Source organism: Agarivorans sp. Alg241-V36, from assembly GCF_900537085.1.
Classification (GTDB): domain Bacteria; phylum Pseudomonadota; class Gammaproteobacteria; order Enterobacterales; family Celerinatantimonadaceae; genus Agarivorans.
Genome location: NZ_UNRE01000004.1, coordinates 331,215 through 352,082, shown reverse-complemented (window position 1 = coordinate 352,082; position 20,868 = coordinate 331,215). Strand labels below are relative to the sequence as shown.

17 protein-coding genes are annotated in these 20,868 nt (G+C 44.6%); 8 read left to right on the top strand and 9 right to left on the bottom strand.

Annotated features, from left to right (window positions below; translation table 11 throughout):
- Positions 1–15: 15 nt before the first annotated feature.
- The 4 genes from G6R11_RS11455 to G6R11_RS11440 form a co-directional block, all read right to left on the bottom strand.
- Positions 16–696 carry a MaoC family dehydratase gene (locus G6R11_RS11455; RefSeq protein ID WP_163133204.1) on the bottom strand — a complete coding sequence of 227 codons (681 nt, stop codon included), beginning with the start codon at positions 694–696 and terminating at the stop codon, positions 16–18.
- 169 nt (positions 697–865) lie between these two features.
- Positions 866–2,080 (bottom strand): phosphoenolpyruvate carboxylase, encoded by a 1,215-nt coding sequence (locus tag G6R11_RS11450; protein WP_163133203.1) that lies wholly within the window; start codon positions 2,078–2,080, stop codon positions 866–868.
- A complete protein-coding gene (locus G6R11_RS11445; protein WP_152784175.1) occupies positions 2,077–2,736 on the bottom strand; it encodes a hypothetical protein in 660 nt (219 codons plus the stop codon). The genes G6R11_RS11450 and G6R11_RS11445 overlap by 4 nt, the downstream gene beginning before the upstream one ends.
- On the bottom strand, positions 2,733–6,452 hold the full coding sequence (locus tag G6R11_RS11440) for an ATP-binding protein (protein ID WP_163133202.1): 3,720 nt from the start codon (positions 6,450–6,452) through the stop codon (positions 2,733–2,735). The genes G6R11_RS11445 and G6R11_RS11440 overlap by 4 nt, the downstream gene beginning before the upstream one ends.
- A gap of 312 nt (positions 6,453–6,764) precedes the next feature.
- On the opposite strand from G6R11_RS11440, the gene G6R11_RS11435 reads away from it, so the two are divergent.
- Entirely contained in the window at positions 6,765–7,418 is a 654-nt protein-coding gene (locus tag G6R11_RS11435) for a 7-cyano-7-deazaguanine/7-aminomethyl-7-deazaguanine transporter (RefSeq protein WP_163133201.1), read from the top strand.
- Positions 7,419–7,473: 55 nt separating this feature from the next.
- Here G6R11_RS11435 and G6R11_RS11430 read toward each other — a convergent pair whose 3' ends face one another.
- Positions 7,474–7,923: a DUF2059 domain-containing protein gene (locus G6R11_RS11430; RefSeq protein ID WP_163133200.1), complete on the bottom strand. Its 450-nt coding sequence runs from the start codon at positions 7,921–7,923 to the stop codon at positions 7,474–7,476.
- Between the two features lie 170 nt (positions 7,924–8,093).
- Here G6R11_RS11430 and G6R11_RS11425 point away from each other — a divergent pair, with 170 nt between their 5' ends.
- Positions 8,094–8,525: a DUF3859 domain-containing protein gene (locus tag G6R11_RS11425; RefSeq protein WP_163133199.1), complete on the top strand. Its 432-nt coding sequence runs from the start codon at positions 8,094–8,096 to the stop codon at positions 8,523–8,525.
- Positions 8,526–8,613: 88 nt separating this feature from the next.
- On the opposite strand, the gene G6R11_RS21705 is transcribed toward G6R11_RS11425, so the two are convergent.
- A complete protein-coding gene (locus tag G6R11_RS21705; protein ID WP_016403511.1) occupies positions 8,614–8,781 on the bottom strand; it encodes a PA3496 family putative envelope integrity protein in 168 nt (55 codons plus the stop codon).
- A 447-nt stretch (positions 8,782–9,228) separates the two neighbouring features.
- Here G6R11_RS21705 and G6R11_RS11420 point away from each other — a divergent pair, with 447 nt between their 5' ends.
- The 3 genes from G6R11_RS11420 (at position 9,229) to G6R11_RS11410 (ending at position 11,047) form a co-directional block, all read left to right on the top strand.
- A complete protein-coding gene (locus G6R11_RS11420; protein WP_163133198.1) occupies positions 9,229–9,780 on the top strand; it encodes a cytochrome b in 552 nt (183 codons plus the stop codon).
- Positions 9,781–9,796: 16 nt separating this feature from the next.
- Positions 9,797–10,375 carry a YceI family protein gene (locus G6R11_RS11415; protein WP_205472767.1) on the top strand — a complete coding sequence of 193 codons (579 nt, stop codon included), beginning with the start codon at positions 9,797–9,799 and terminating at the stop codon, positions 10,373–10,375.
- A gap of 336 nt (positions 10,376–10,711) precedes the next feature.
- Positions 10,712–11,047 carry a DUF3634 family protein gene (locus tag G6R11_RS11410; RefSeq protein WP_163133197.1) on the top strand — a complete coding sequence of 112 codons (336 nt, stop codon included), beginning with the start codon at positions 10,712–10,714 and terminating at the stop codon, positions 11,045–11,047.
- A gap of 43 nt (positions 11,048–11,090) precedes the next feature.
- Here the strand turns inward: G6R11_RS11410 and G6R11_RS11405 are convergent, their stop codons facing one another.
- Together G6R11_RS11405 and G6R11_RS11400 are read right to left on the bottom strand one after the other, a co-directional pair.
- Entirely contained in the window at positions 11,091–12,095 is a 1,005-nt protein-coding gene (locus G6R11_RS11405; protein ID WP_163133196.1) for a glycosyltransferase family 2 protein, read from the bottom strand.
- Positions 12,096–12,106: 11 nt separating this feature from the next.
- The gene (locus tag G6R11_RS11400) at positions 12,107–13,204 is read right to left on the bottom strand and encodes a glycosyltransferase family 4 protein (RefSeq protein ID WP_163133195.1); all 1,098 of its coding nucleotides are present in this window, start codon (positions 13,202–13,204) and stop codon (positions 12,107–12,109) included.
- 149 nt (positions 13,205–13,353) lie between these two features.
- Between G6R11_RS11400 and G6R11_RS11395 the strand changes: the two genes are divergently transcribed.
- Positions 13,354–14,409 (top strand): glycosyltransferase family 4 protein, encoded by a 1,056-nt coding sequence (locus tag G6R11_RS11395; protein ID WP_163133194.1) that lies wholly within the window; start codon positions 13,354–13,356, stop codon positions 14,407–14,409.
- 357 nt (positions 14,410–14,766) lie between these two features.
- Here the strand turns inward: G6R11_RS11395 and G6R11_RS11390 are convergent, their stop codons facing one another.
- Entirely contained in the window at positions 14,767–15,672 is a 906-nt protein-coding gene (locus G6R11_RS11390; RefSeq protein ID WP_163133193.1) for a LysR substrate-binding domain-containing protein, read from the bottom strand.
- A 188-nt stretch (positions 15,673–15,860) separates the two neighbouring features.
- On the opposite strand from G6R11_RS11390, the gene focA reads away from it, so the two are divergent.
- Together focA and G6R11_RS11380 are read left to right on the top strand one after the other, a co-directional pair.
- A complete protein-coding gene (focA, locus tag G6R11_RS11385) occupies positions 15,861–17,384 on the top strand; it encodes a formate transporter FocA (protein WP_163133192.1) in 1,524 nt (507 codons plus the stop codon).
- A gap of 977 nt (positions 17,385–18,361) precedes the next feature.
- Positions 18,362–20,809, top strand: a complete 2,448-nt coding sequence (locus G6R11_RS11380; RefSeq protein ID WP_163133191.1) for an EAL domain-containing protein — start codon at positions 18,362–18,364, stop codon at positions 20,807–20,809.
- Positions 20,810–20,868: the final 59 nt, after the last annotated feature.

The following is a 20,868-nucleotide window of genomic DNA, read 5'->3' as shown; positions in this document are numbered from 1 at the left end:
AGCGAGTTGTGGCGATTAAAAATAGAGACGAACCACCGATTCCACAACACAAGCCGGGCGGCGACAGCCCTCAATTTCTACGGTAATTTCTTTTACCAGCTCTAAGCCTCGCTTAATCGGGATGACTTTGGTTAAGCGGGTGCGCGCTCTAATCCGGTTATTTACTTTAACCGGGTAAGGAAAACGAACTTGGTTGATGCCGTAATTCACCATCATTTTTGCCGATGGATAAAGCGGCTTGTCTGGGTCTACGCTCTCTGTAAGTGCGGGCAATAAAGACAAGGTTAGAAAACCATGGGCAATGGTGGTTTTAAAGGGCGACTCTTCTGCAGCGCGCTGCGGGTCAGTATGTAGCCATTGGTGATCTTTGGTAACATCAGCAAACTGGTTAATTCGTTCTTGGGTAACATTAAGCCAATCACCAATATGAATTTCTTCACCCAGCTGCATCGACAGTTCTTCTAACAAGGCTTCAGCTTTAGGATGTAACTCAATGGTTTCTTTAAAGCTAGCTTGTTGCTCACCATTGGAACTTAATTGATGCTCTCTTACCCAGTTAACTAATTGACTATCATGGGCTTTATTTAGGAATTCAATCCAGTGATCGCGAATAGCTGGAGACAACCAATCTTTAAGTTCGAATGGGTTTTGGGCTAGCATTTCACGCTTTTTCTTAATAAAATCAACTACTTTCATATCTACTCTCTAATGCGTACCGGCCCAACATTTGGCATATTCTAAAATAATGAATTAGTCAGTCAAATATTTCTGTATGTTAAACGTAAGTGCTTGTAATTAAATATAGGCGCAGCTTAATTAGTCGGCAAGAAGGTACTTAGCTTACTAAGTACCTATTGTGGCTTGATTAACGTAACCATACCTGTAAATCGCGAACAATCCGGTTGCCGCTAAAGATTGGGTGTGGGTCTTCGATGGGGTCTAGCGCAAAGTAATCGCGCTGCTCTTCTGGCAGAGCATGGTAGCTGCCCCATACTTGGTATAACCAAGCTTCGGCGTCCCACTCTAGATCCTGTTCTTGATAGTACTCTAAGGCGGTTTGACCCGCTGCACTTTCTATAACGCCTAACAAGTAGTTCTCTACATCTTGCTTTATCTTTTGCTCTTGCAAGGCAAACTCTTCGGCACCTTCTAGGGAAACGGCATGCTCGGTGTCGGTTTCACTGGCTTTAGTTTGGCGATGTAGGTTTAACTGGCTAAGAGATAACAGTAAGTCGTGTTCATGCTCGCTGTTATGAATATCAACACTGGCCTTGGCGAGTAGCGCAGGAGCTTGGTTAAACAAGCTAGCTACGTCGATTTGCTGAGTAGGGTCCTGAGGGCTGAAGTCGGGATGCTGAGCATGAAAGAGCTGCAAGCCTTTGAGCAGTCGCGACTTACCACGCAATTCACGAAAACGCCCCAGCAAGGTGAGCAAGCGCGTTTGCACTACCGCTAGCTCTTGGGTGCAGTCGTAGACCGCTTGGCTTAGGTTTAGTACTAATATCCGGCGCAGCTCGCGAATATCCCCGGCTATTTGGCTCAAGGTATCAAAGTTGAGCAAGGCGAGGCTGTTGAGTAATTCGCTCACTTGTTGTTGGGCTAACTCATTTTCACGAATTTTGGCACTTAAACTCGGTACATAACCAAACTCATTGTTGATGCGGCTCCACAATACCCGCGAGCTATGGCGCAGGCTTTCGGTGAGGCTGTAGCTGTGTTCGCTCAAATCATTGAGGTAAACGTCGGCTGCGGCTAAATCGCCAATATGTAAGGCTTCTTTATAGTGTGCTGCCAAGGTTTTAATGGTTTCTAAACGCGAACCAACATTAGAATCAATTTGCCTATTTCGGGTATCGCTTAGGGCTTCTTCAAGCAAGGAGCGCAGGTTAGAGCTAAGGTGCAAGCCTTCGTCAACCGAAGGTCGCCAGATGACCCCAGCTTTCAGCAGCGAATCGATTTGCTTATTGTCTAACTTACTTTCGTCTAGCTTGCCGTTAACGTAAGCATGCATCAAGCTTTCGCCATGACGCGCAAGCAGCTTAAATAGCTTTAAGCCTGCTTGTTGCAAATGTTGGTTCACAGTAAGGGCTCCTGCTGGCCAATGGCATCCATGGCTTGTTGCTCTAGGCCTAAACCTTCCGCTTCATCAATAAAGCTGATTACTTCAAAAATGTAATCCACTTTAGCGGTGGCTATGTAGATTTGTTTTTCTTGGTTAGGGCGAACCAAGTAGCCTTGTTCACACAGGCGCTTAAATACTTGTTTTAACTGACCATCTACTTGGCTACTGGTTGAGCCAAATAACTTGTACTGAGAAATTTTTGCCAGTTGTTCACGCAGTGCTGGAGTGTCTTCCACCACGGTTTGCAGCTCGCTTAAACGCAGCGCTACACCAGCACTAATTGGGCTATCTTGCCCTTGTGCTTCTTGGCTGAGAATTAGCCACTCGGTGAGCGGCAGCAAGCTGCCGGCTATTTCGCTAAACTGCTGGCTTATCACCTTATGCTCATTGTCACCTAGCTCGCGATAGGCACAAAAATACAATTCGCCTTCACAAGCGCTGGCTAGGCGGCGGTTAAGTACATGCAAGTGGCTGTCGATGCGCTCACGGTTAGCTTCTTCAGCTAAAAAATGAAAACCATCTTCGTCACTCACTTGGCAGATAAATTGGCCACTTAACAGGGCTTCTAAAATCCGACCGGTTTCGCTCATGCCGGTGGCGCTTAATTTACTCATAGCTCAGCCTCCGCTTGTTTAGTACTGGCTTTTGCCGCTTGGGCTGCTTTTAGCTTTTCTTGTAAAGGATTAATCCGTGGCTGCACAACTTGCAGTTGGCGCTTTTCACGGTTGATGATGTAGCGGTGAGTGAACAAGTCCAATACTTCAGATTCTGGGTTAGGGAAGGCACCTAGAATGCGAATTTGGTTATGGTCACAGGCATCAAAGATCTTCTTCACATTGCTTTGGTGCAAGGTACCTAGTTCATCAATGGGCCAATGAATGTAGGTATCAGCATTGCCGCGCAGTAAGCGGGTAAAGGCCAATAAAAACTTACACAAAATTAAGTAGGCCATACCGTGGCTACTGGATTCATTAAGCTGGCGGTCGGTGCGGATCACTAGGTCACTGTTGCCCTCGCGCAGGGTTAGCTCGATCAGCAATAGGCGAGAGACCCCTTCTTTAAGTGCGCTGCGGCCAATAATATCTAGCGCTACCCGCATGCTGGTGGCGTAGTCTTCGTCGGGCAGTTGATTAAAGCCTTGCTGCTGCCAAGCTTGGAAGTTATCAACAAAGGTTTTTAGTTCATCCCAAAACTCTAGTTCGCTAATCTTAGAGCGAATTTTTACTGCTGAATCAGATACGCCATCAAGGCTTAAGTCTTCACCAATTTCGCGGGTTATGCGACGGCTTTGGCTGAGAATTCGTTGGTCAATGTCGCTTAAGTTTTGATAGAAGCTGCTAATGCTCATGCCCAAGTTACGACCGTGGTCGATTAAACCTTGGACTTTTTGCGGCACTAAACCGTTTAACAGTTCAGACAGGTGTGGCACTAATTCACGATAGGCGAGGGTGCTTTCACCTTCCTCGTTGCTGCGCCTACAAGCGGCGCGTGAACGCTCCCAAGTTTCGCTTAAGTCAGAGCCCGCTTGCTGGGCCAATAAGCTGTCAAAGTGGCGAACCGATTCGTTTACTTGCTCAAGCTGCTGGTTACGTTGCTGAATTTGCTGTTCGGCTTGGCGGGCTCGCTCGGCAGCTGTGCCGGCGGCTTCTATTGCTTCGCCGCTATTGCTTTGTTTTGGTAAAGCCAATTGCTTGATTTTACGCAACAGATTTTGAGTTTGACCATATTGTTGCTGCAGCTGTTCTAGCGCTTGCTTAAGCTTGCTTAACTCACCTTGTTGGCTATCGCGCTGCTGTTTGAAGTGCGCTAGTTGCTCGTTAAGTGCTTGTTTGGCGGTGCTCTGAGCTTGGCGAGCATTAGCAAGGGCATCGTTAAGTTGTGGTTTTTGGTTTAGCCACACTTGTTGGTGCCAAATTTTGTATTCGCTTACTTCATCGCGATACTGCTCGGCGTCTTGAATTTGTTGGTTAAGTTGGCGCTTTTGTTTGGCTAAATCAACGATCAGCTGGTCATCTAAGCCTTGAGCTTGCAACTCGCCGCGATACCATTGTTCCGACTGTTTTAGCGCCTCTTTGGCTTGTTTCTGACGATTGCTAATGGCGTCTTGAGCTTGGCTTAGTTGCAAGGCTAAGGCATCAACCTTTTCCTCCCACCAGGCCATTTTTTCTAATTTGGCTTCTTGGTGCTGCTCGCGTAACTCGTCTAAGTATTCTTGATGCTGCGTTTGTGCATTCTCTAAATAGGCTTTTAGCTTAGTTTGCTTTTCCAGCCCCACACTTTGGCGCTGTTTAAGGGCACTAGAAAAGCTTTCTTTAAGTAGTTGTTTTTCTTCTTGCAGACGCTTTAGCTGGTCTTCACTGTTGTGATGAGCGGCAGTGGCTTCGGCAACCGATAAGTCTTGTTGCTGCACCGCTTTGTTAGCATCGCCAAGCGCTAATTCAGCCTGTTTGAGTTGCTTTTGAGCCTCGTTAAAAGCTTGCTGGATTTGCTCAATTTGTTGCTTAATTTGCTCTTCGGTGGCGGCGCACTCGGGGGCGTCGATGGCTTTTAAATCTAAGGCTAAGCCAAATACGCTGTTATGGTTTGTTTCGCTATGTGGCTTTAAATCACGACGGTTGAGCAGCTCAGGATTAATTAGTTTACCAATGCTTTGCTCCCACTGTGGGTGCTCGCTGCGCAAGTGTGCCAGTAGGCTGCCATCGGCCGGTTGTAAGCTGTCTTTTAGTCCACTTAGCTTTTGTTCTAGCTGGCGAGATTGTTGGCTAGCAGTGGCTAAGGCTTGGTCAGCTTGTTGGCGCTGCTGCTTTAAGCTGTGCAATTGTTCGTTGTGTTGGCGTACTTGTGCAGACAGTAATTGTTGCTGTTGGTTGGCCTCGTCGAGGCGATTGTCCATGATATTAAGCTGGCGGCTTTCTTCTTCGGTATAACCCATTTGCAGGGTGCCAGCCTCTAGCTGCGCCAGTTCTAATTGGTTTTTATGTTGCTGCTGTTGGAAGCTCTGCTCAACCTGGCTAATTTGTTTTTGTTGCTGCTGCTGTTCGTTATTTAGCTCGGCTTGTTGTTGCTGCTTTTCTTGGTTGAGCTGCTGCTGCAGCTGATCTTTGTTTTTATGCAGTTTGTTTAGCGCCGAGTTGAGCTGCTCGTTAATTTCACTCTTGCGTTGGTTGAAGTGAGCTTCAATGTCGCTGTGCTGCTCGGTGAGCAACTGGTGGCGCTCACTCACTTCTCTTACTTGCTCACGCCATAGCGGCAGTTGCTCAACCGCGCTAAGTGCGTGTTCGATGTTTTTGTCTTGCCAAGCTTGGTAGTCATCTTCGATATGATTAAGTTGCTTATCGAAACTTGAAACATCGGCATTGGCACTAGAAACCGCTTGGTTTAGCTGCTCACGTTGATTTTGCCATTCCTGTTCTAACTCGCTTAACTTTTGTTTTAACTGGTTAAGTTGACGTTGCGCCTGTTCACTTTGGCTAAATAGCTCTGCTTCATCGTTTTGCAGGTTTTTATCTAGTTGGTGTAATTGAGCTTCGCTGCTGAGCAGTTGTTGGTTAATTTGCTCAAGCTTTACAAATTTAGGGCGAATCGCTTCAAACTGCTGAATTAAGCGGGTTTCTTGGATCCACGCCTGCGCTTTGTTGGCGTCTACCCAAGTGGGTTTTAAAGTAACGCCTTCTTCTTCCAAAATGGCGGCAATCATCGACTTGATGGTTTCCATTTTGCCTTCTTTGGAATGCACTGCTTTGGCGAGCTTTTCAATATGGCGCAGGCCATGTTTTGGATCGCACATAGAAAACTGGCGAGCAAAGGCTTTTAAATCGCTGTCGCCGGCATTTTGTAAACTGCGGTCGTTTTGAATAATTGCCCGAAATTCTCGGGTATTTAGAAATCGGGTAGTGGCTAGCGCGGCGCCATTGTACTCTTGCTTTTTGAGTTTTTGGCCCAGTTTAGCGGGAGCCAAAAACCAGGTACCTTGCTCATCTTGTTTATCCACAAAATCGCTTAGCTCAAAAGGCTTGCCGATAAAGCGATACTTAACTCCTTGGTCTTCGCGACCAGAAGACAGCACCACTTGGGCAACTTGACCGTTATATTGCTGGTATTCATAGATGATGTAGCTGGCTTCTCGTGGCAAGTACCAACGCTCGAAACTGTCGCGAGTACTTGGCACTACGCGGCTAGGATATTCGCCATAAAACACCGGAATAAGACGCTGTAATGTGGTTTTACCTGAAGCGTTAGTACCACATATATTGCTGTGTTGGTCGAGTTTAAGTTCTACCACACCTTTAAGGTGAGTATCGATCAAGATGATCCGCAATAAGCCAGACAAAGTGCATCCTTTTAAATTAGCTAAACTTAGCACTCACTGCTGTAGCAAGTGCTGCTGCCACGATGAGAGAACAAACCAATCGTGGGTTTGAGCGCGGGCAGGGCAATAGCTCAGTTTAACTAAGAACTGACAGTGAGCGAAGCCTTGATAGGTGTGTTTGCTCAAAAACTGTTAGTTATCACCAAAAAAATCAAAAACGCAGAATTTCTTGACTAATCGTTTAGCTATTGCAGTTAGCCAATAGTTGTGGAATACTCCGCCGCCCTTGGGTTCTCTCACCCCCAATTAACAAAAAGATAGGTTGTTCTATATATGTGGTTTTTACAATTAACTGAGGCCGAGCGCCGCAGTGTGATTATTCTCGCTTTATTTCATATCGTTACTATTGCTGCCAGCAATTACTTGGTGCAATTGCCCTTCACGGTATTTGGTTTTCACACCACCTGGGGTGCGTTTACTTTTCCCTTTATTTTCTTAGCTACCGACTTAACCGTGCGCTTGTTTGGAGCGTCGCGAGCACGCAAAATTATCTTTACCGCAATGCTGCCGGCCTTGTTGGTGAGTTATGTCGTGTCGGTGCTGTTTTATCAAGGTGAATATCAAGGTATGAGCGGCTTACTGGCTTGGAATGGCTTTGTGGCACGTATTGCCTTAGCCAGCTTCTTAGCTTATTCGGTGGGGCAACTGTTAGACGTAAAAGTATTTGACCGTTTACGCCAGTTAAAACATTGGTGGGTAGCGCCTGCGGGTTCCAGTGTATTTGGTAACTTGGTGGATACCTTGCTATTTTTTGCGGTGGCGTTTTATGCCAGTAGTGACGCCTTTATGGCTGAGCATTGGGTAGAAATAGCCTGGGTGGATTACGGCTTTAAATTAGCGGTTAACTTAGCCTTATTTGTACCGCTTTACGGCATGTTATTACACTTTTTACAACGTCGTTTAAAGCCAAGTAGCGCTATCGCTTAAGCTTGTAAGTGGTAATGCCTATTTATTAAACATTGGCATTACCACTAAGACACAATTACTGATCGCCTGCGGCGTTTTTCTTTTGTTGTGCAGCGGCTTGTTGCAGCATGTCTTCTAACGCTTTGTGATGCCCCTTGGCGACTAATGCGCTAGCTAGAGCGGTTTCACGAATTAGGGTGGCGTTAAGCTCTTGGCTTTTTTTGCCAACAGGGGTTTTGTAAAAAGCCACCAACTGCTCCAACTCTTCATCAGTAAAATGCTTTAGGTAAACTTCGGCAATTTTAGGCTTCATCTCTTCCCAAGTTAGGTAGGTATTTGCCCACTCTTCTAGTACTGGTTGAAAGTTCTTTAAAGGAGGGTTTTGACGAATTAGTGCCTGATTGAGGTTGTTACGAATCACCTGCATTTGTAGTTCGCTGTCGTTGAGCTCTAATAATTCATTAATTGGTGCTGCTTGAAGTGAACAACTGGCAAAAACAAGGGCTGCTGTCAGTAGCTTTTTCATATCTTCATCCTTGAGAAATTTAGCCTGGGGCTTAAGCGCCTAGCTATGATTTATTTATGCTTTTAGCCTACACCTTAAGTAAAGCCGGGGAAAGGATTGTAATGGCAGATAACGCTAGCTCTAAGGTAAAATAGCGTGTTTATAAGTTAAATAAGGTGAGTTTTACGGCAATGGCGAAGGCAAAACCCCAAGTTAAGTTACACAGTTACGGCATTTATAATAAATGGGATAGTGATGCTAAGGCGCTGCCACAAGTGAGCGAATTTACTACGCAGGTAGAAGCACAGATAGATGTTGAATTTGGCTTGATTGTGAACATTAAAAAAGCCAAAGGAATGAAGCTTAAATACTGTATCTACCATCCCAATATTCCCAATAATGAAGGGGAAATCATGCCGCCCTTTGACGGCGAAGAGTATATACGTAGTAACGATTGGGATTTTTATTTGGGTGATACTATTTGGGCGCCGGTGAGCAATAAGCTTGGCACCTGGCGGATGACCTTAGAACTCGCAGGCGAGCTGATCGCCGAGAAATCCTTTGAGTTATTCGAGAATAGCCCTGGCGACCCAGCTCAGTTTTTTCGAAAACGCGGTATGTGAATCCAAGCTATCAACAACCTAGTTGTCTTGTTGCGATGGCAATAGAAAGGGGGAAGTGCCAACACTTCCCCCTTCGCGATTATTGTGACTAATTATAGTCTTCGTCTATGTAGCGTTCTAATTGTTTTCGCTCGTTGTATTCGTCGATGCGGCGACGAGCACGTGCTTTATCCCGCTGGTTTTTATGACTTTTTGCGTTATGAACTAGGTCTTCTTCATCCCATTCGTCCATATCATCAAAGCGTGATCGTTTCATAAGCCTACTCCAAGCCTTACTTTTATTGGGTCAACATACCTAGCGTGTTAAGCCCAACTTGATTTCTTCTCGCGGCTGCGAGACACGCAAAATGTGCAGTAAAAAGTATAGTAGGTAAAATGAATATTTTATTACCGTAATATGACGCACGCTGGCGCTACACTCGATGTGGAGCCGCTATTGAGCAAGTTTACACTTAGCCGATTAAATCTTGGTTTTTAAGGCGCTTTTTGGATTTATTTAGCGCTATGCTTTAAGCCTATAAGAAAAAATACTCTAAGATCTTTTACTGATGTTTTATTGCTTTTTTGAGAGTGAAATAAAACTTTGAGCGGTTTTCTTTCTAATTGTTCGAATGGTTTTTCACATAAAATTCAATTTTTTTCGTTCATGAATTAAGCGAAGCTAGTTTCATTAAAAGATATTCGATGAAATCTGGAGGATGTAGTGAGTATTCGAAATACCAAACAAGCGTACGGATGGGTAGCGATTGCTATTCATTGGTTGGTGGCACTAAGTGTTTTTGCTTTGTTTGGGCTAGGGCTATTTATGGTTGATTTAAATTACTATTCTAGTTGGTATCAAACCGCACCAATGATACACAAAAGTGTAGGAATACTGCTGTTTGTGTTGATGGTATTTCGACTGATTTGGCGAGCGCTGAACCCACACCCTGAGTCTCCTGCTAACCATAAAACCTGGGAGAAGCAGGGAGCTAAGATCGGCCACTGGCTACTTTACACACTATTATTTTGTTTAATGATTTCGGGTTACCTCATTTCTACCGCCGATGGACGCGCCATTGTGGTATTTGAATTGTTTGAGGTTCCTGCCACGATTACCAGTATTGCTCAGCAAGAAGAGTTAGCTGGCGATATTCATGAAATTTTAGCTTGGGCACTAATTGTATTGGCTGCTGGCCATGCTTTGGCTGCGCTAAAACATCACTTTATAGATAAAGATAACACCTTAGTTCGAATGCTTAAGTCGACTAAATAACCTAAAGGGACAGATAATGAAAACACAACTTAAAGCCGCATTATTGTTAGCCAGCACTATGGGTCTAGCTTTACCGGCCAGCGCTGCCGATTACACCATTGATACTCGTGGTGCGCATGCTTCAATTAACTTTAAAGTGAACCACTTAGGTTACAGCTTCGTGGTTGGTCGCTTTGATACCTTTAGCGGTGACTTTAGTTATGACCAAGGTGCTCCAGAGGCGACTACCGTTAGCGTTAAAATTGATGCTACCTCGGTGAATTCTAACCACGCTGAGCGTGACAAACATATTCGCAGTAAAGATTTCTTAGCAGTAGACCAATACCCAGAAGCAAGCTTTAGCAGCAGCAAATATGAAGCAAATGGCGACGAGGGTGGCAAGCTTTATGGTCAGCTTACTCTACGTGGTGTAACTAAAGACATCGTGATTGATGTAACTAAAGTGGGTGAAGGTAAAGACCCATGGGGTGGTTACCGCGCTGGTTTTGTTGGCTCAACTGAGTTGGTGATGAAAGACTTTGGTATTCCTACTAACCTTGGTCCTAAATCTACTACCGTAGCAATGGACTTAGTGATTGAAGGCATTAAGAAGTAAGCTTGATTATTTCGCTGCCAATGATGGCAGCGAAACCTCTCCCCCGGCTATTTCCTTTTCTAAAACAAGCTTGTTTTTTGTACGTTTAGCTTATTTGTCGAGTTAACTATTGTTCGCTTTTGTCAAATTTTTGAAAATGTTTTCAAGTTGCTGTTTGTAAAGATTTTGTTGATCAAGCTATCAAAACAAGCATAAATTACTGATTGTTATCAAAATATTGAGCTTAAACCTAGCCAAGCGATGCGCTAAATATTACCCTTGTTGAGTTTATTCACTTCAAGGCCCATCAAGGCTTTGATTTTATTCGGCTAGCAACTAAACACAGGGAGTGTTCGTTTGACTATCAGCATAGTGATTGGCTTTATTGCTTTAGCAGTTTTGGTGTACCGTTTGAGGCATATTCATTACACCTTTGTGTGTGAACTGCGCTCCGGAAAAGTCACCGTGGTTAAAGGTCATGTGCCAAGTTCATTTGTTCACGATTGTCGTCAAATGATGCGCGGCCGTAAGGTTGTTGGCTTGGTAAAAGGCATTAACAGTGACGGAAAAATGAAGCTTCGCTTCTCTTCTTCTATTGCCCAGTCAGACCAAATCTATTTGGAAAAAAAGTTTCCTCATAAACTGTATGACAACAAAGCTTCGGATATAAACGGTAGCGTTTCTTTAGACTAAGAATTTACAAAAAAGAAAAAGCCCGGTTTATGCCGGGCTTTTTTTATTTGGCTTTAGAAAACATACTCAGCGGCGCAGGGGAGGCTTTTTGTTCTACCCCTTTGATGGGATCCCACACTGGCTTAATAAACGAGCGAAGTTTGGCGGCAATACGCACTGCCATATTGGCCCCATTAACCGGAACATATAACCATCGCGAAAACAAAAACACTTTACGTCTAAATACCCACAGGTACATAGCTTGCTCGGAATAGAAACGGTACCCCCAACGCTGTTCAAAAAGGCGCGAAGAGGCTTCGGTATACTTAGGATGCCAACGGAAGAAGAAGAACTTCATGTCGTACCAAGCCATTCTGGTGCCTAGGTTATCAAAAATAATGATAGATTCTGGCTGGGTGACAATTTTGTATCCTTTTTGGCGCAGCTGAATACCAATATCAATATGTTCGCGAATCACCATGTCTGGCAGCTCGATATCGTTTAGAGCTTTAGTGCTAAAGAGTACCCCGTGTAGCTCGAACATCTCACTGTCTTGAATGCCTTGAGGGAGCTCTTCAGGCAAAGAGCGGCGGAAAGATTTATGCTCAATTAGATAATCTTCACCCTGGTAATCGATAGTATGCACCGCGTTCGTAAATAGGTGATTCCGCAGCTCAGCCCCTTTATCTACCCCTTCTTTCTCTAGCGTTACTGGGTTTACTACCGCAATTTGCGGGTCGGTTTTAGCGATATCTAGCAAGGGAGGCAGCCAGTTAGCTGTTACATTGGAGTCATTATCCAGAAACATCACGTATTCTGTTTCGATAAGCGGGCGCACTTTCTGCATTGCTTGAATCGGCGAAATAAGGCCATAACTGAGTAACTCAGCATTGTTGTGTTGGGCGAGCTCTTTTTCGATTTTTTGCTTAAGTGATCTTGGATAATCTAAGTCGATGACTTTTAACTCAAAGCGCTGTTCGGTACATAGGTATAAGTTGCGAATACAATTTATGATGCCTGAATATCGGTCTCGCGGGGTAATTACAACGGTTATCGAATTATTGTCCATGCTGCTCTCGCTTAAGCTTCCTTGAGAAGTTGGTTAAAAATACCTAAATAGTTATTGATCATGTGCTGAGTATCAAACTGCGAGCGAACCCTTTGTTCTGCGGCCTCTCCCAGCCTTTCACGCAGCGCTTCAGAATCAATCAGTTTAGCCATGGTAGTAGCTAATAGCTCTGGCTTAGCCGCTGGGACTAAAAAGCCGGTTTCACCATCAATCACAATATCGGGGATCCCTCCCACTTTAGTGGCTAATACTGGAGTATGGCGCAAGCCCGCTTCGATAAATACTAGACCAAAGGCCTCTTCTAAAGAGGGTTGAACAAAGATGTCAGCAGCTTCCATCCATTCTGCGGTGTTATTAATTTGTCCAAGAAATTCCACCTGCTCTTGTAGCCCTAATTTATCGCGGTAACGCAGTAGTGCCTTGGTCTCTTTTTTAGAACCACTGCCTGCGATATACAGTTTACAGTTATCTCTTTGCGGCAATAGCTGGAAGGCTTTTAAGGTATCTTGGTGGCCTTTAATCCGACCTAAGTGGCCTGCACTAAACAAAACGGTTTGCTGCTCGGGTAGATTAAGCTTTTTACGTACTTGGGCTGGCTGCAATGGCTCAATATGGGTATCTACTCCTGCGTGATTGGCTAAACAACGCTGCTCGCTTAACCCCAGGTTTTGCATCAGCAGTTGTCTACGTTGCTCAGAAACCGCCACAAAGCAGTTGGCTAAACGGTTTAAAATTCGATTAATTCGGTTTTTTTGGTAGTAGCGTAAAATTGAACGATGAAAAGTAAGCACGGTAGGCACATTGCACACTTTTGCTGCCAAGCCTGCCCAAATCATACTGCGGTCGCAGTGGCAGTGAACCAAGTTAATTCGGTGTTTTTTTATTAATCTGACCAAGTTGTAAAAAATGCAGGGGCCGTCAAAAGCCTTAGTGTGCAGCACTTCTAGCTGGTCGGGTTGTTGATCGCTACTATGAGGCGTTTTGAAACTAATCGGCAATACAAACACACCGTTGTCTCTCAAACCACTTACGGTGGTAATGAATCTAACTGTGCGACCGCCTCGCTCGAGGCTTTGTACCACCTCAAGAACTCGCAATGAAGAATCCATTCTGGTAAACCCTTTGATAAAAATTAACAAATTCTTTGAGTTAGTGAGTGATCCTTCACCCCTAACTGGCTTATCATAATGCCACTAAGGATAGTCAATTAAGTAATGATATTGTGAATAGCGCGTTAAGTAAAAAGATATCTCATGTTGTGAGTAGTTTACAGGTGGGAGGAGCAGAACGTTTTGTTATTGATTTATGTGTAGAACAACGTGCTCAGGGGATGGATCCTGAAATTATATCTTTGGGGCATCATGATGACCCCCTTGTGGCGGTGGCTGAAGAGCTAAACATAAAAGTGACAGTAATACGCGGCATGAAAGGTCTGGTACAGTTGCGTTTATGGCAAGCTTATCGACACCACCCCATTATTCATATGCATTCTCCTTCTGCTGTTATGTTGTCCTTACCTATCTTACCTTTTTGCTTAGAGCGCAAAATTGTTTATACCCGCCATGGTGCAGCGCGATTGGCAACTAACCGCTGGCGCAAGGTGCATCGCTTTGCTCGCCGTTTTATCGACAGCATTTGTTTTGTTTCCGAAGAGGGCCAGCAAATCTTTCATGAAGAGCATGGTTGGGAACATGTCGATTCTTCGGTGATAGATAACGGTATTGCCATGCCGGAGGAAAAAGACATCGTTCCTCATCCTCAAGACGGGCGTTTGCGGATTGGCTCAGTAGGGCGCTTGGTAAGCCTTAAGCATCAGATTAGCTTGCTTGAGGCGATCCGCTTATTGCCTAGTGATATACAGCCAAAGGTTGAAGTGCACTTTTTTGGTACTGGTGACCAATTAGCGCCGCTGCAAGAGTTTACCCAACAGCATCTAGCCAATGCCGAAGTGGTGTTTCATGGCATGGTTAGCGATCGCAGTAAAATATATAACTGTTTCGAATTACTGGCGATGACATCGAGAACCGAAGGCATGTCCTTGGCCATTATGGAGGCTTTAGCCTACAAACGCGCAGTGGTTGCCAGCAAGGTGGGCGGAAACGGGGTGCTGGTGCAAGAGCAGCAAAACGGTTGGTTATTTGATTTTGATGACAGCCAAAAGCTGGCAGAGATTATTCAAACGGCACTGGCTCAGCCAGAGAAACTCATTGAGTTTGGTCGCGCCGGTCGCCAGCGGGTATTGGATGAGTTTTCATTACAGCGCACCCAGCAGCAATATCAGAAAATTTATGAGGATTTTGGTACCAGCGTATAAGGCTGGCTTCGGCTTATTCCAATAATGACTTAGCTTGATACTAGTGCTATTGAGGTTTTTCTAGCAACTGGCTCTGTTGGCCAATGGCTAGGCAAGCTATTTGGTAAGGGCGCGCTTAGCGCCTTTTTTATTTTGCGGATTACCCATAAGCAAAATACTGCAGTAGCGACCAATGACAAAGCCACTGCGAGCGACTCCCATTGGCTTAGGTTCTCTGAATTGGAAGCAGTTTGCGCTAGGGCGCTGCTGCTAAGCAAGCTAGATAAAAGGCAGAAGAATTTCATAAAGCACCTAGATTAAATGATAATCATTATCATTTAATCTAGGTGCTTTTACATTTATATGCAAGCCTTTTAATTACATGTCGCGATGATGGACTTTGAACATGCGTTTCGCTTCTGTGATGACTAAGTCGCGAAGTGGGTTCTCGGGGGTGTCATTACGCCATACAAATGATAATGAGCGCTCAATGTTTAGCTCTGGTACGTTTAGTCTGACCAGCTCGCCTAACTCCAGCGCTTTTATTACATCTAGATAAGGCAGGCAGCTTAAATAACTATTGTTGGCCACTAAGGAGCGCAGCACTGGTACGTGCTCATATTCTCGATGAACTTTTAGTGAGTCAATGGTGCCTTGAATAGCACTATCAAATACTCTTCGGGTACCTGCTCCTTGCTCGCGAAGCACCCAACGAGCTTGTTCTAGCTGGGCAACACTCACCTGGTCTAGTTTTGCGTAAGGGTGGTGAGCGGCAGCCACAATCACCAAGTGGTCGTTACACCATACTTGGTGAGCAATTCGGTCATCGTCACAGCGCCCTTCAATCACTCCCAACTGGTAATCGTAGTTAATTAGGCCATTAATTACTTCAGCGGTATTTTCTACAGAAAAGCTAATACGCAGTTGTGGGAAGTTACTATCAACATTACTGATAAGGTCTGGGATTAGGTGCTCTGCGGCGGTTTGGCTGGCGCATAGCTGCATTTCTCCGCTTACCAAGTGTTGCTCGGCAAAACCTTCTTCAATTTGCATGGCATCTAACAGCAGTTGCTTGGCCTTTGGGCGCAGCCACAGGCCCCACTGGCTAAGCACCATACGCTTGCCACGCCTGTCAAATAGCGGCTTTCCTAAGAGTTTTTCCAGTTGGGCCAAAGACATGCTGGCGGCAGATTGAGTGAGCGCGAGCTTGTCTGCTGCCGCACTTACACTGCCGTGGGTTGCAACGGCTTCAAATACGGTAAGTTGCTTTAAAGAATAGCGCATCGCTCACTCCAGAGTTATTTTTAAGAGGCTTTATTTACTGCTAAGTATAGTAAACATAGGTGCTATAAGAAGTTTTGATATAGCTCATAAAAATTATCCGCTTACCAGCCGAAAAATTTCTCGATATTGTAATAACACGTTCAGTCATTAGCGACTCTAGTTGCTTGTTATTACAGGTTTTAGTGTAGATGAATCATATTCAAGTGGAGCGATTACCAACTCCCAAAGTAGTTAGCAGTGAAACGCCAAAAGAGAGCGTTTCATTTGCCGCGCTAAGCCCCGATCAAATGACCCAGTATGCCGAGCAGTACGCCTATAAAAAGGCAACTAATACTACCGCTAAAACCTTGAGTTTAGCACTTAGTGCCGGCGTGTTTATTGGTTTAGCTTTTGTTTTCTACATCACGGTAACCACGGGTTCTGCGGGTGTAGGTTGGGGAGTAAGCCGCTTACTTGGCGGCTTAGCATTTAGCTTGGGTTTAGTGATGTTAGTGGTATGTGGCGGTGAGCTGTTTACTAGTAGCGTGTTATCCATTATTCCTCGCGCCAACGGCCAATTAAATACGCGAGCAATGCTAGCGAACTGGAGCAAGGTGTATCTAGGTAACTTTGTGGGCGCTTTATTGCTTGTACTCGTGGTAAGTGGCGCAAAGCTTTATCAGCTCGATCACGGCCAATGGGGGCTTAACGCCTTATCTATAGCACAACACAAATTGGAACATGGCTTTATGCAGGCGGTGATGCTGGGCATGTTATGTAACTTATTGGTGTGCTTAGCCGTATGGATGACCTTTAGCGCTAAAACCAGTGCCGCCAAGGCTGCCTTAGTGATACTGCCGGTGGCAATGTTTGTTAGTACAGGCTTTGAGCACGTTGTTGCCAACATGTTTATGGTGCCTCTAGGTATTGCTATTAAAACCTGGGCAGAGCCAAGCTTTTGGGCGCAAATTGGTGTTCAAGCCAGCGCTTTTGAGCACTTAACTTGGGCAAATTTTGCCTCACACAATTTATTACCAGTCACTATCGGCAACATTATTGGCGGAGCAGTGATTGTTGGCTTGGGCTACTGGTCGGTATACAGCCGAGGTAGTCAGCTTGAGCCGGTACGTCCTAAATTTTCTGTTTTATCAAATCAATATTCTGGTCCTGTTGGAGAACCTACTATGCAAAACCTAAAAACAATTACAGTCGCTGACATCATGTCTCCTGCCGACAATGCACTTAGCCCTGACATGACCATTGCAAGTGCTTGTGATGCTTTGCTTGCTCAAGACCTATCTGGAGCGGTTGTGGTAAACGAGAACAACGAGCTGCAAGGCTTTGTTTCAGAACTAGAAATCTTAAGAAAGCTGTGGCTAGAAGATTACAGCAAACCAAGTACAACTACCGTAGCAAGCATTATGCAAAAGGATATTATGACCGTGGCACCTAATCACAACTTATTAAAATTAGCCGAGTACATGAGTGTTGATGTTGCCCAAGTTTACCCAGTATCAGAGTCGGGTGTATTGCTAAGCTCTACTCATCAGCCTCTAGAAGAACGTTTACGTAACAGTAGCGTTTACCGTCCGAAGGTTTTCCCAGTAGTAGACGGTGGCAAATTAGTGGGTGTGGTTACACGTCATCAAGTACTTAAGGCGCTACGTCCAGCTTTAGGAGCCCCAGTAAAGCTAGAAGAAACTAAAGCTGAAGTGGCTGAATCAGTAGCCTAAGCATTACTTAAGCTTGCTTAGGTAAGCTAAGTTATAAGTTAATTTGATGAGCAGCTGCATTTATGTAGCTGCTTTTTTGTGGGTAATGGCTTAGGTTTCTTAGTCTTGAGGTCGTGTTCAAAGCGCTTTTACAGGTGCTTAAGGAAGTAATTACAATTTCGATAAGTAATCTTTGTTATTGCATTGCCCTGGTCGAGTCTTCGTTCAAGCCAAATTCTTGCTTAAGCTTCTAGCAAGCGAGTTTTACTATTAGTTTGCTTGTTATTTTGAATTTTGCTTATGGGTGTCAGATATTAACCTAGTAAAACAACGAGTTGCATTTTTTGTGCCTTTCTGGAGCGATACATGTCGTGGACAGTTTGGTAAAGTTCACCAATCAATATGAGCATTGTAGGCAGGGCTTTACCCTTAGTGATGATTTATCTGTGTTGGTATCATTAAAATTGTAGTATTAGCTAAGTTGTTAATTTTATGGGCTTTGAAGTCTTTGCTTAGTTCTGGGTTCTTGGCTTAACCGTTGACGTTAGTGATAGTTGTAGCGCTTTAACTAAGCCATAGCTCTCTTCTGTTAGTCGTATCGCAATGTAGGCCTAGTGCTCTGCAAAGCCTTAACTGGCGGTTTTAGGTATACAAAGGGAGCGGGTAAACAGTTTTACCAAACACTATTTAAGCCGCACTTTTTAAAATAATCAACGCATTACTCTAAGGCTAGTTAATATCAAATATTTTGATTTAACTGCTCAGCCTTCGACGGGCTTTATTGCTGGATAATTAGCAGCTATTTGCGGTTGATGCTTATCAGCAAAAAGCTAAATAAAAACGCTAAACCCTAGGGCTGTGAGCAACTTAAGTTGAGCTCTGCAACGGGTGACTAAAAGTGCTTGCTCAATTAAGCACTGTTTTTGCAAAAATTTACTCATGTATGGGTGAATATCATGTAAAATCGCCGTTTATTTTTTAACATTTCTGGCTCAAGGATGAATCGGCGGATCTCTCTACGTTATATTCTGTTTGTTATTTGTATGTTTTCAGCTTTGCTGCCTACCTTAATGGTTAGCTCTTGGGTTCAACATCAAGTTCAACAAAATGAAACCGCCACGGTGCATGAAAAGCATTTGCTCATTGCTCGCAATCTAAGCACTGCGCTGACTCGTTATGCCAACGATACAGCGGCTATTTTTAGCAGTGCTAATCAGCAAATCAGTCTAGAACACTTTCATAATGACTTATCACCACTACTTGAAGAGATTAACTTGTATGCCTTATTCGAGTGGCAACAAGGGCGAGGCCAACGTTTCTTCTATGGCGAATCAAAGATAAATATTGTCACTAGTGTGCCAGCGCAAGTTCAAGTTGCTATGGAACAAGCTCGAGCAAATAAAGACCAAGTATATTTTAGTGGAGTAGTGGTTGAGGGAGTGCCTCAGCCAACAATCTTTTTAGTGGTTTATCAAGGCCAAGACCGTTTTCTAATGGGCGCCTTGGGAACGCAATATCTGCTAGAAAGCCAGTCTGAAGTGCGATTTGGTGAACTTGGACATGTGGCTATATTTGATCAATATGGGCGAGTATTGGCGCACCCAAATAAGCAGTGGAGCATTCGGGCTAAAGACCTTTCTGGCTTAGCACCAGTGGTGTTGATGCGTGATAGCGACTTTGGTGTAAGCGAGTTTTATTCACCAGCTCTGCAAGCAGATATGATTGCAGGTTATGCCAAAGTAACAAATACCGGTTGGGGGATTATAGTTCCGCAACCTATTACCGAACTGCAGTCGAACTCTTTAAAACTTCAACGCTATGCCTTCTTTGTGAGCTTACTGTGTGTATTGGTGGTTGGTGTTATCACTTGGTATTTGGCCTGTATGATCGTGCGGCCAATTAGCCAAGTGGTTGATACCGCTCAAGGTATATCTCACGGTGAAATGGGTAAGTTTGTTAATCCCAAACGTTGGTTTATTCCGGTTGAAATTGCTGCTCTAATTGCCAAGTTTAATGCCATGGCAGGTGAGGTTTACACCAGTAGAACGCTGTTGGAGCAGCGTGTAAAACAACGAACAGCCGCACTGAGTAAAGAAGTGGCAGTGCGTAAAAAAGCAGAAGAACAAGTATGGCAGCAAGCTAATTTTGACCCTCTTACCGGTTTACCTAATCGACGCATGCTTAACCGTTTACTCAGTGATGCCTTAGCTACTCGCTTAGAGACCGAACGAGTAAGTTTAATGCTGTTAGATTTAGACCAATTTAAAGGCATTAACGATACCTTGGGTCATGACATGGGCGACATGTTGCTGCAGATTGCTGCTCAGCGTATTCAGCATTGCATATTGCAGGGCGAGCACGTGGCACGCTTAGGCGGCGATGAGTTTATTATTCTGCTTAAAGAGCCGAAACATGGTGATAGGGTGGCCGAACTGGGCGAGGCAGTACTTCAAACCTTAAGCACGCCTTTCCAGCTTGGTATTGAAAGGGTGTATATCTCAACCAGTATTGGTGTGGCGTTTTCTCCAAATGACGGTGAGAAAATTGACGACCTGCTTAAACATGCTGACCAAGCCATGTATGTGGCCAAGCAAGAAGGGCGTAATCGACTTAGTTACTTTACTGCATCCCTGCAAGAGCAAGCGCAAGTGCGTCGTTTATTAGCCAATGACTTGCGCCAAGCTGTTGCCAAAAAGCAGCTACATTTGCACTATCAACCAATTGTAGATTTGAATACCGGAGAGCTGCTAAAAGCCGAAGTGCTAGTGCGCTGGTTGCACCCAAGCCAAGGCTGGATAAGCCCTGCCGACTTTATTCATGTTGCCGAAGAAACGGGCGTGGTGGTGGAAATTGGCAACTGGGTATTTAGTACCGCTATTGCCCAACTTAAAGCTTGGAAGCAGCGCGGTTTAGCGCCAATTCAATTGAGCATAAATACTTCTCCTAAACAGTATTACGAAGCGGAGTGTGACGTTAACCAATGGCTTACAGAGCTTTCTGAGGCAGGCTTATCGAGCGCCGATGTAGTAATGGAAATTACCGAAGGCTTGTTGATGGAAAACAGCCCGGTTGTGAATGAAAAGCTGCTCGCCTTTAGTAAAGCTGGCGTAGAGGTTGCCTTGGATGATTTTGGTACCGGCTATTCCTCTCTCGCTTACCTACAAAAATTTGATATTGAATACCTAAAAATTGACCGAATGTTTATTCACAACCTTGAGCAAGATGGCGATGACTTAATTGTGTGTAAGGCGATTGTGGTTATGGCGCACAAGTTAGGTATTCATGTGATTGCAGAGGGAATAGAAACCGAGCACCAAGCTAATTTACTGCGCGAAGCGGGTTGCGATTTTGCTCAAGGTTATTGGTTTGCCAAGCCTCTGCCGCATGACGAGTTTGAATTAATGTTAAGTGATAGCAGCGCGTGTTTATTGCCGCAAAAGCGTTGATAGCGAATGGTTATTTTTAGTCTTAGCGGCTTAATAACTGTCGTGTTGCCTCGAGCCGC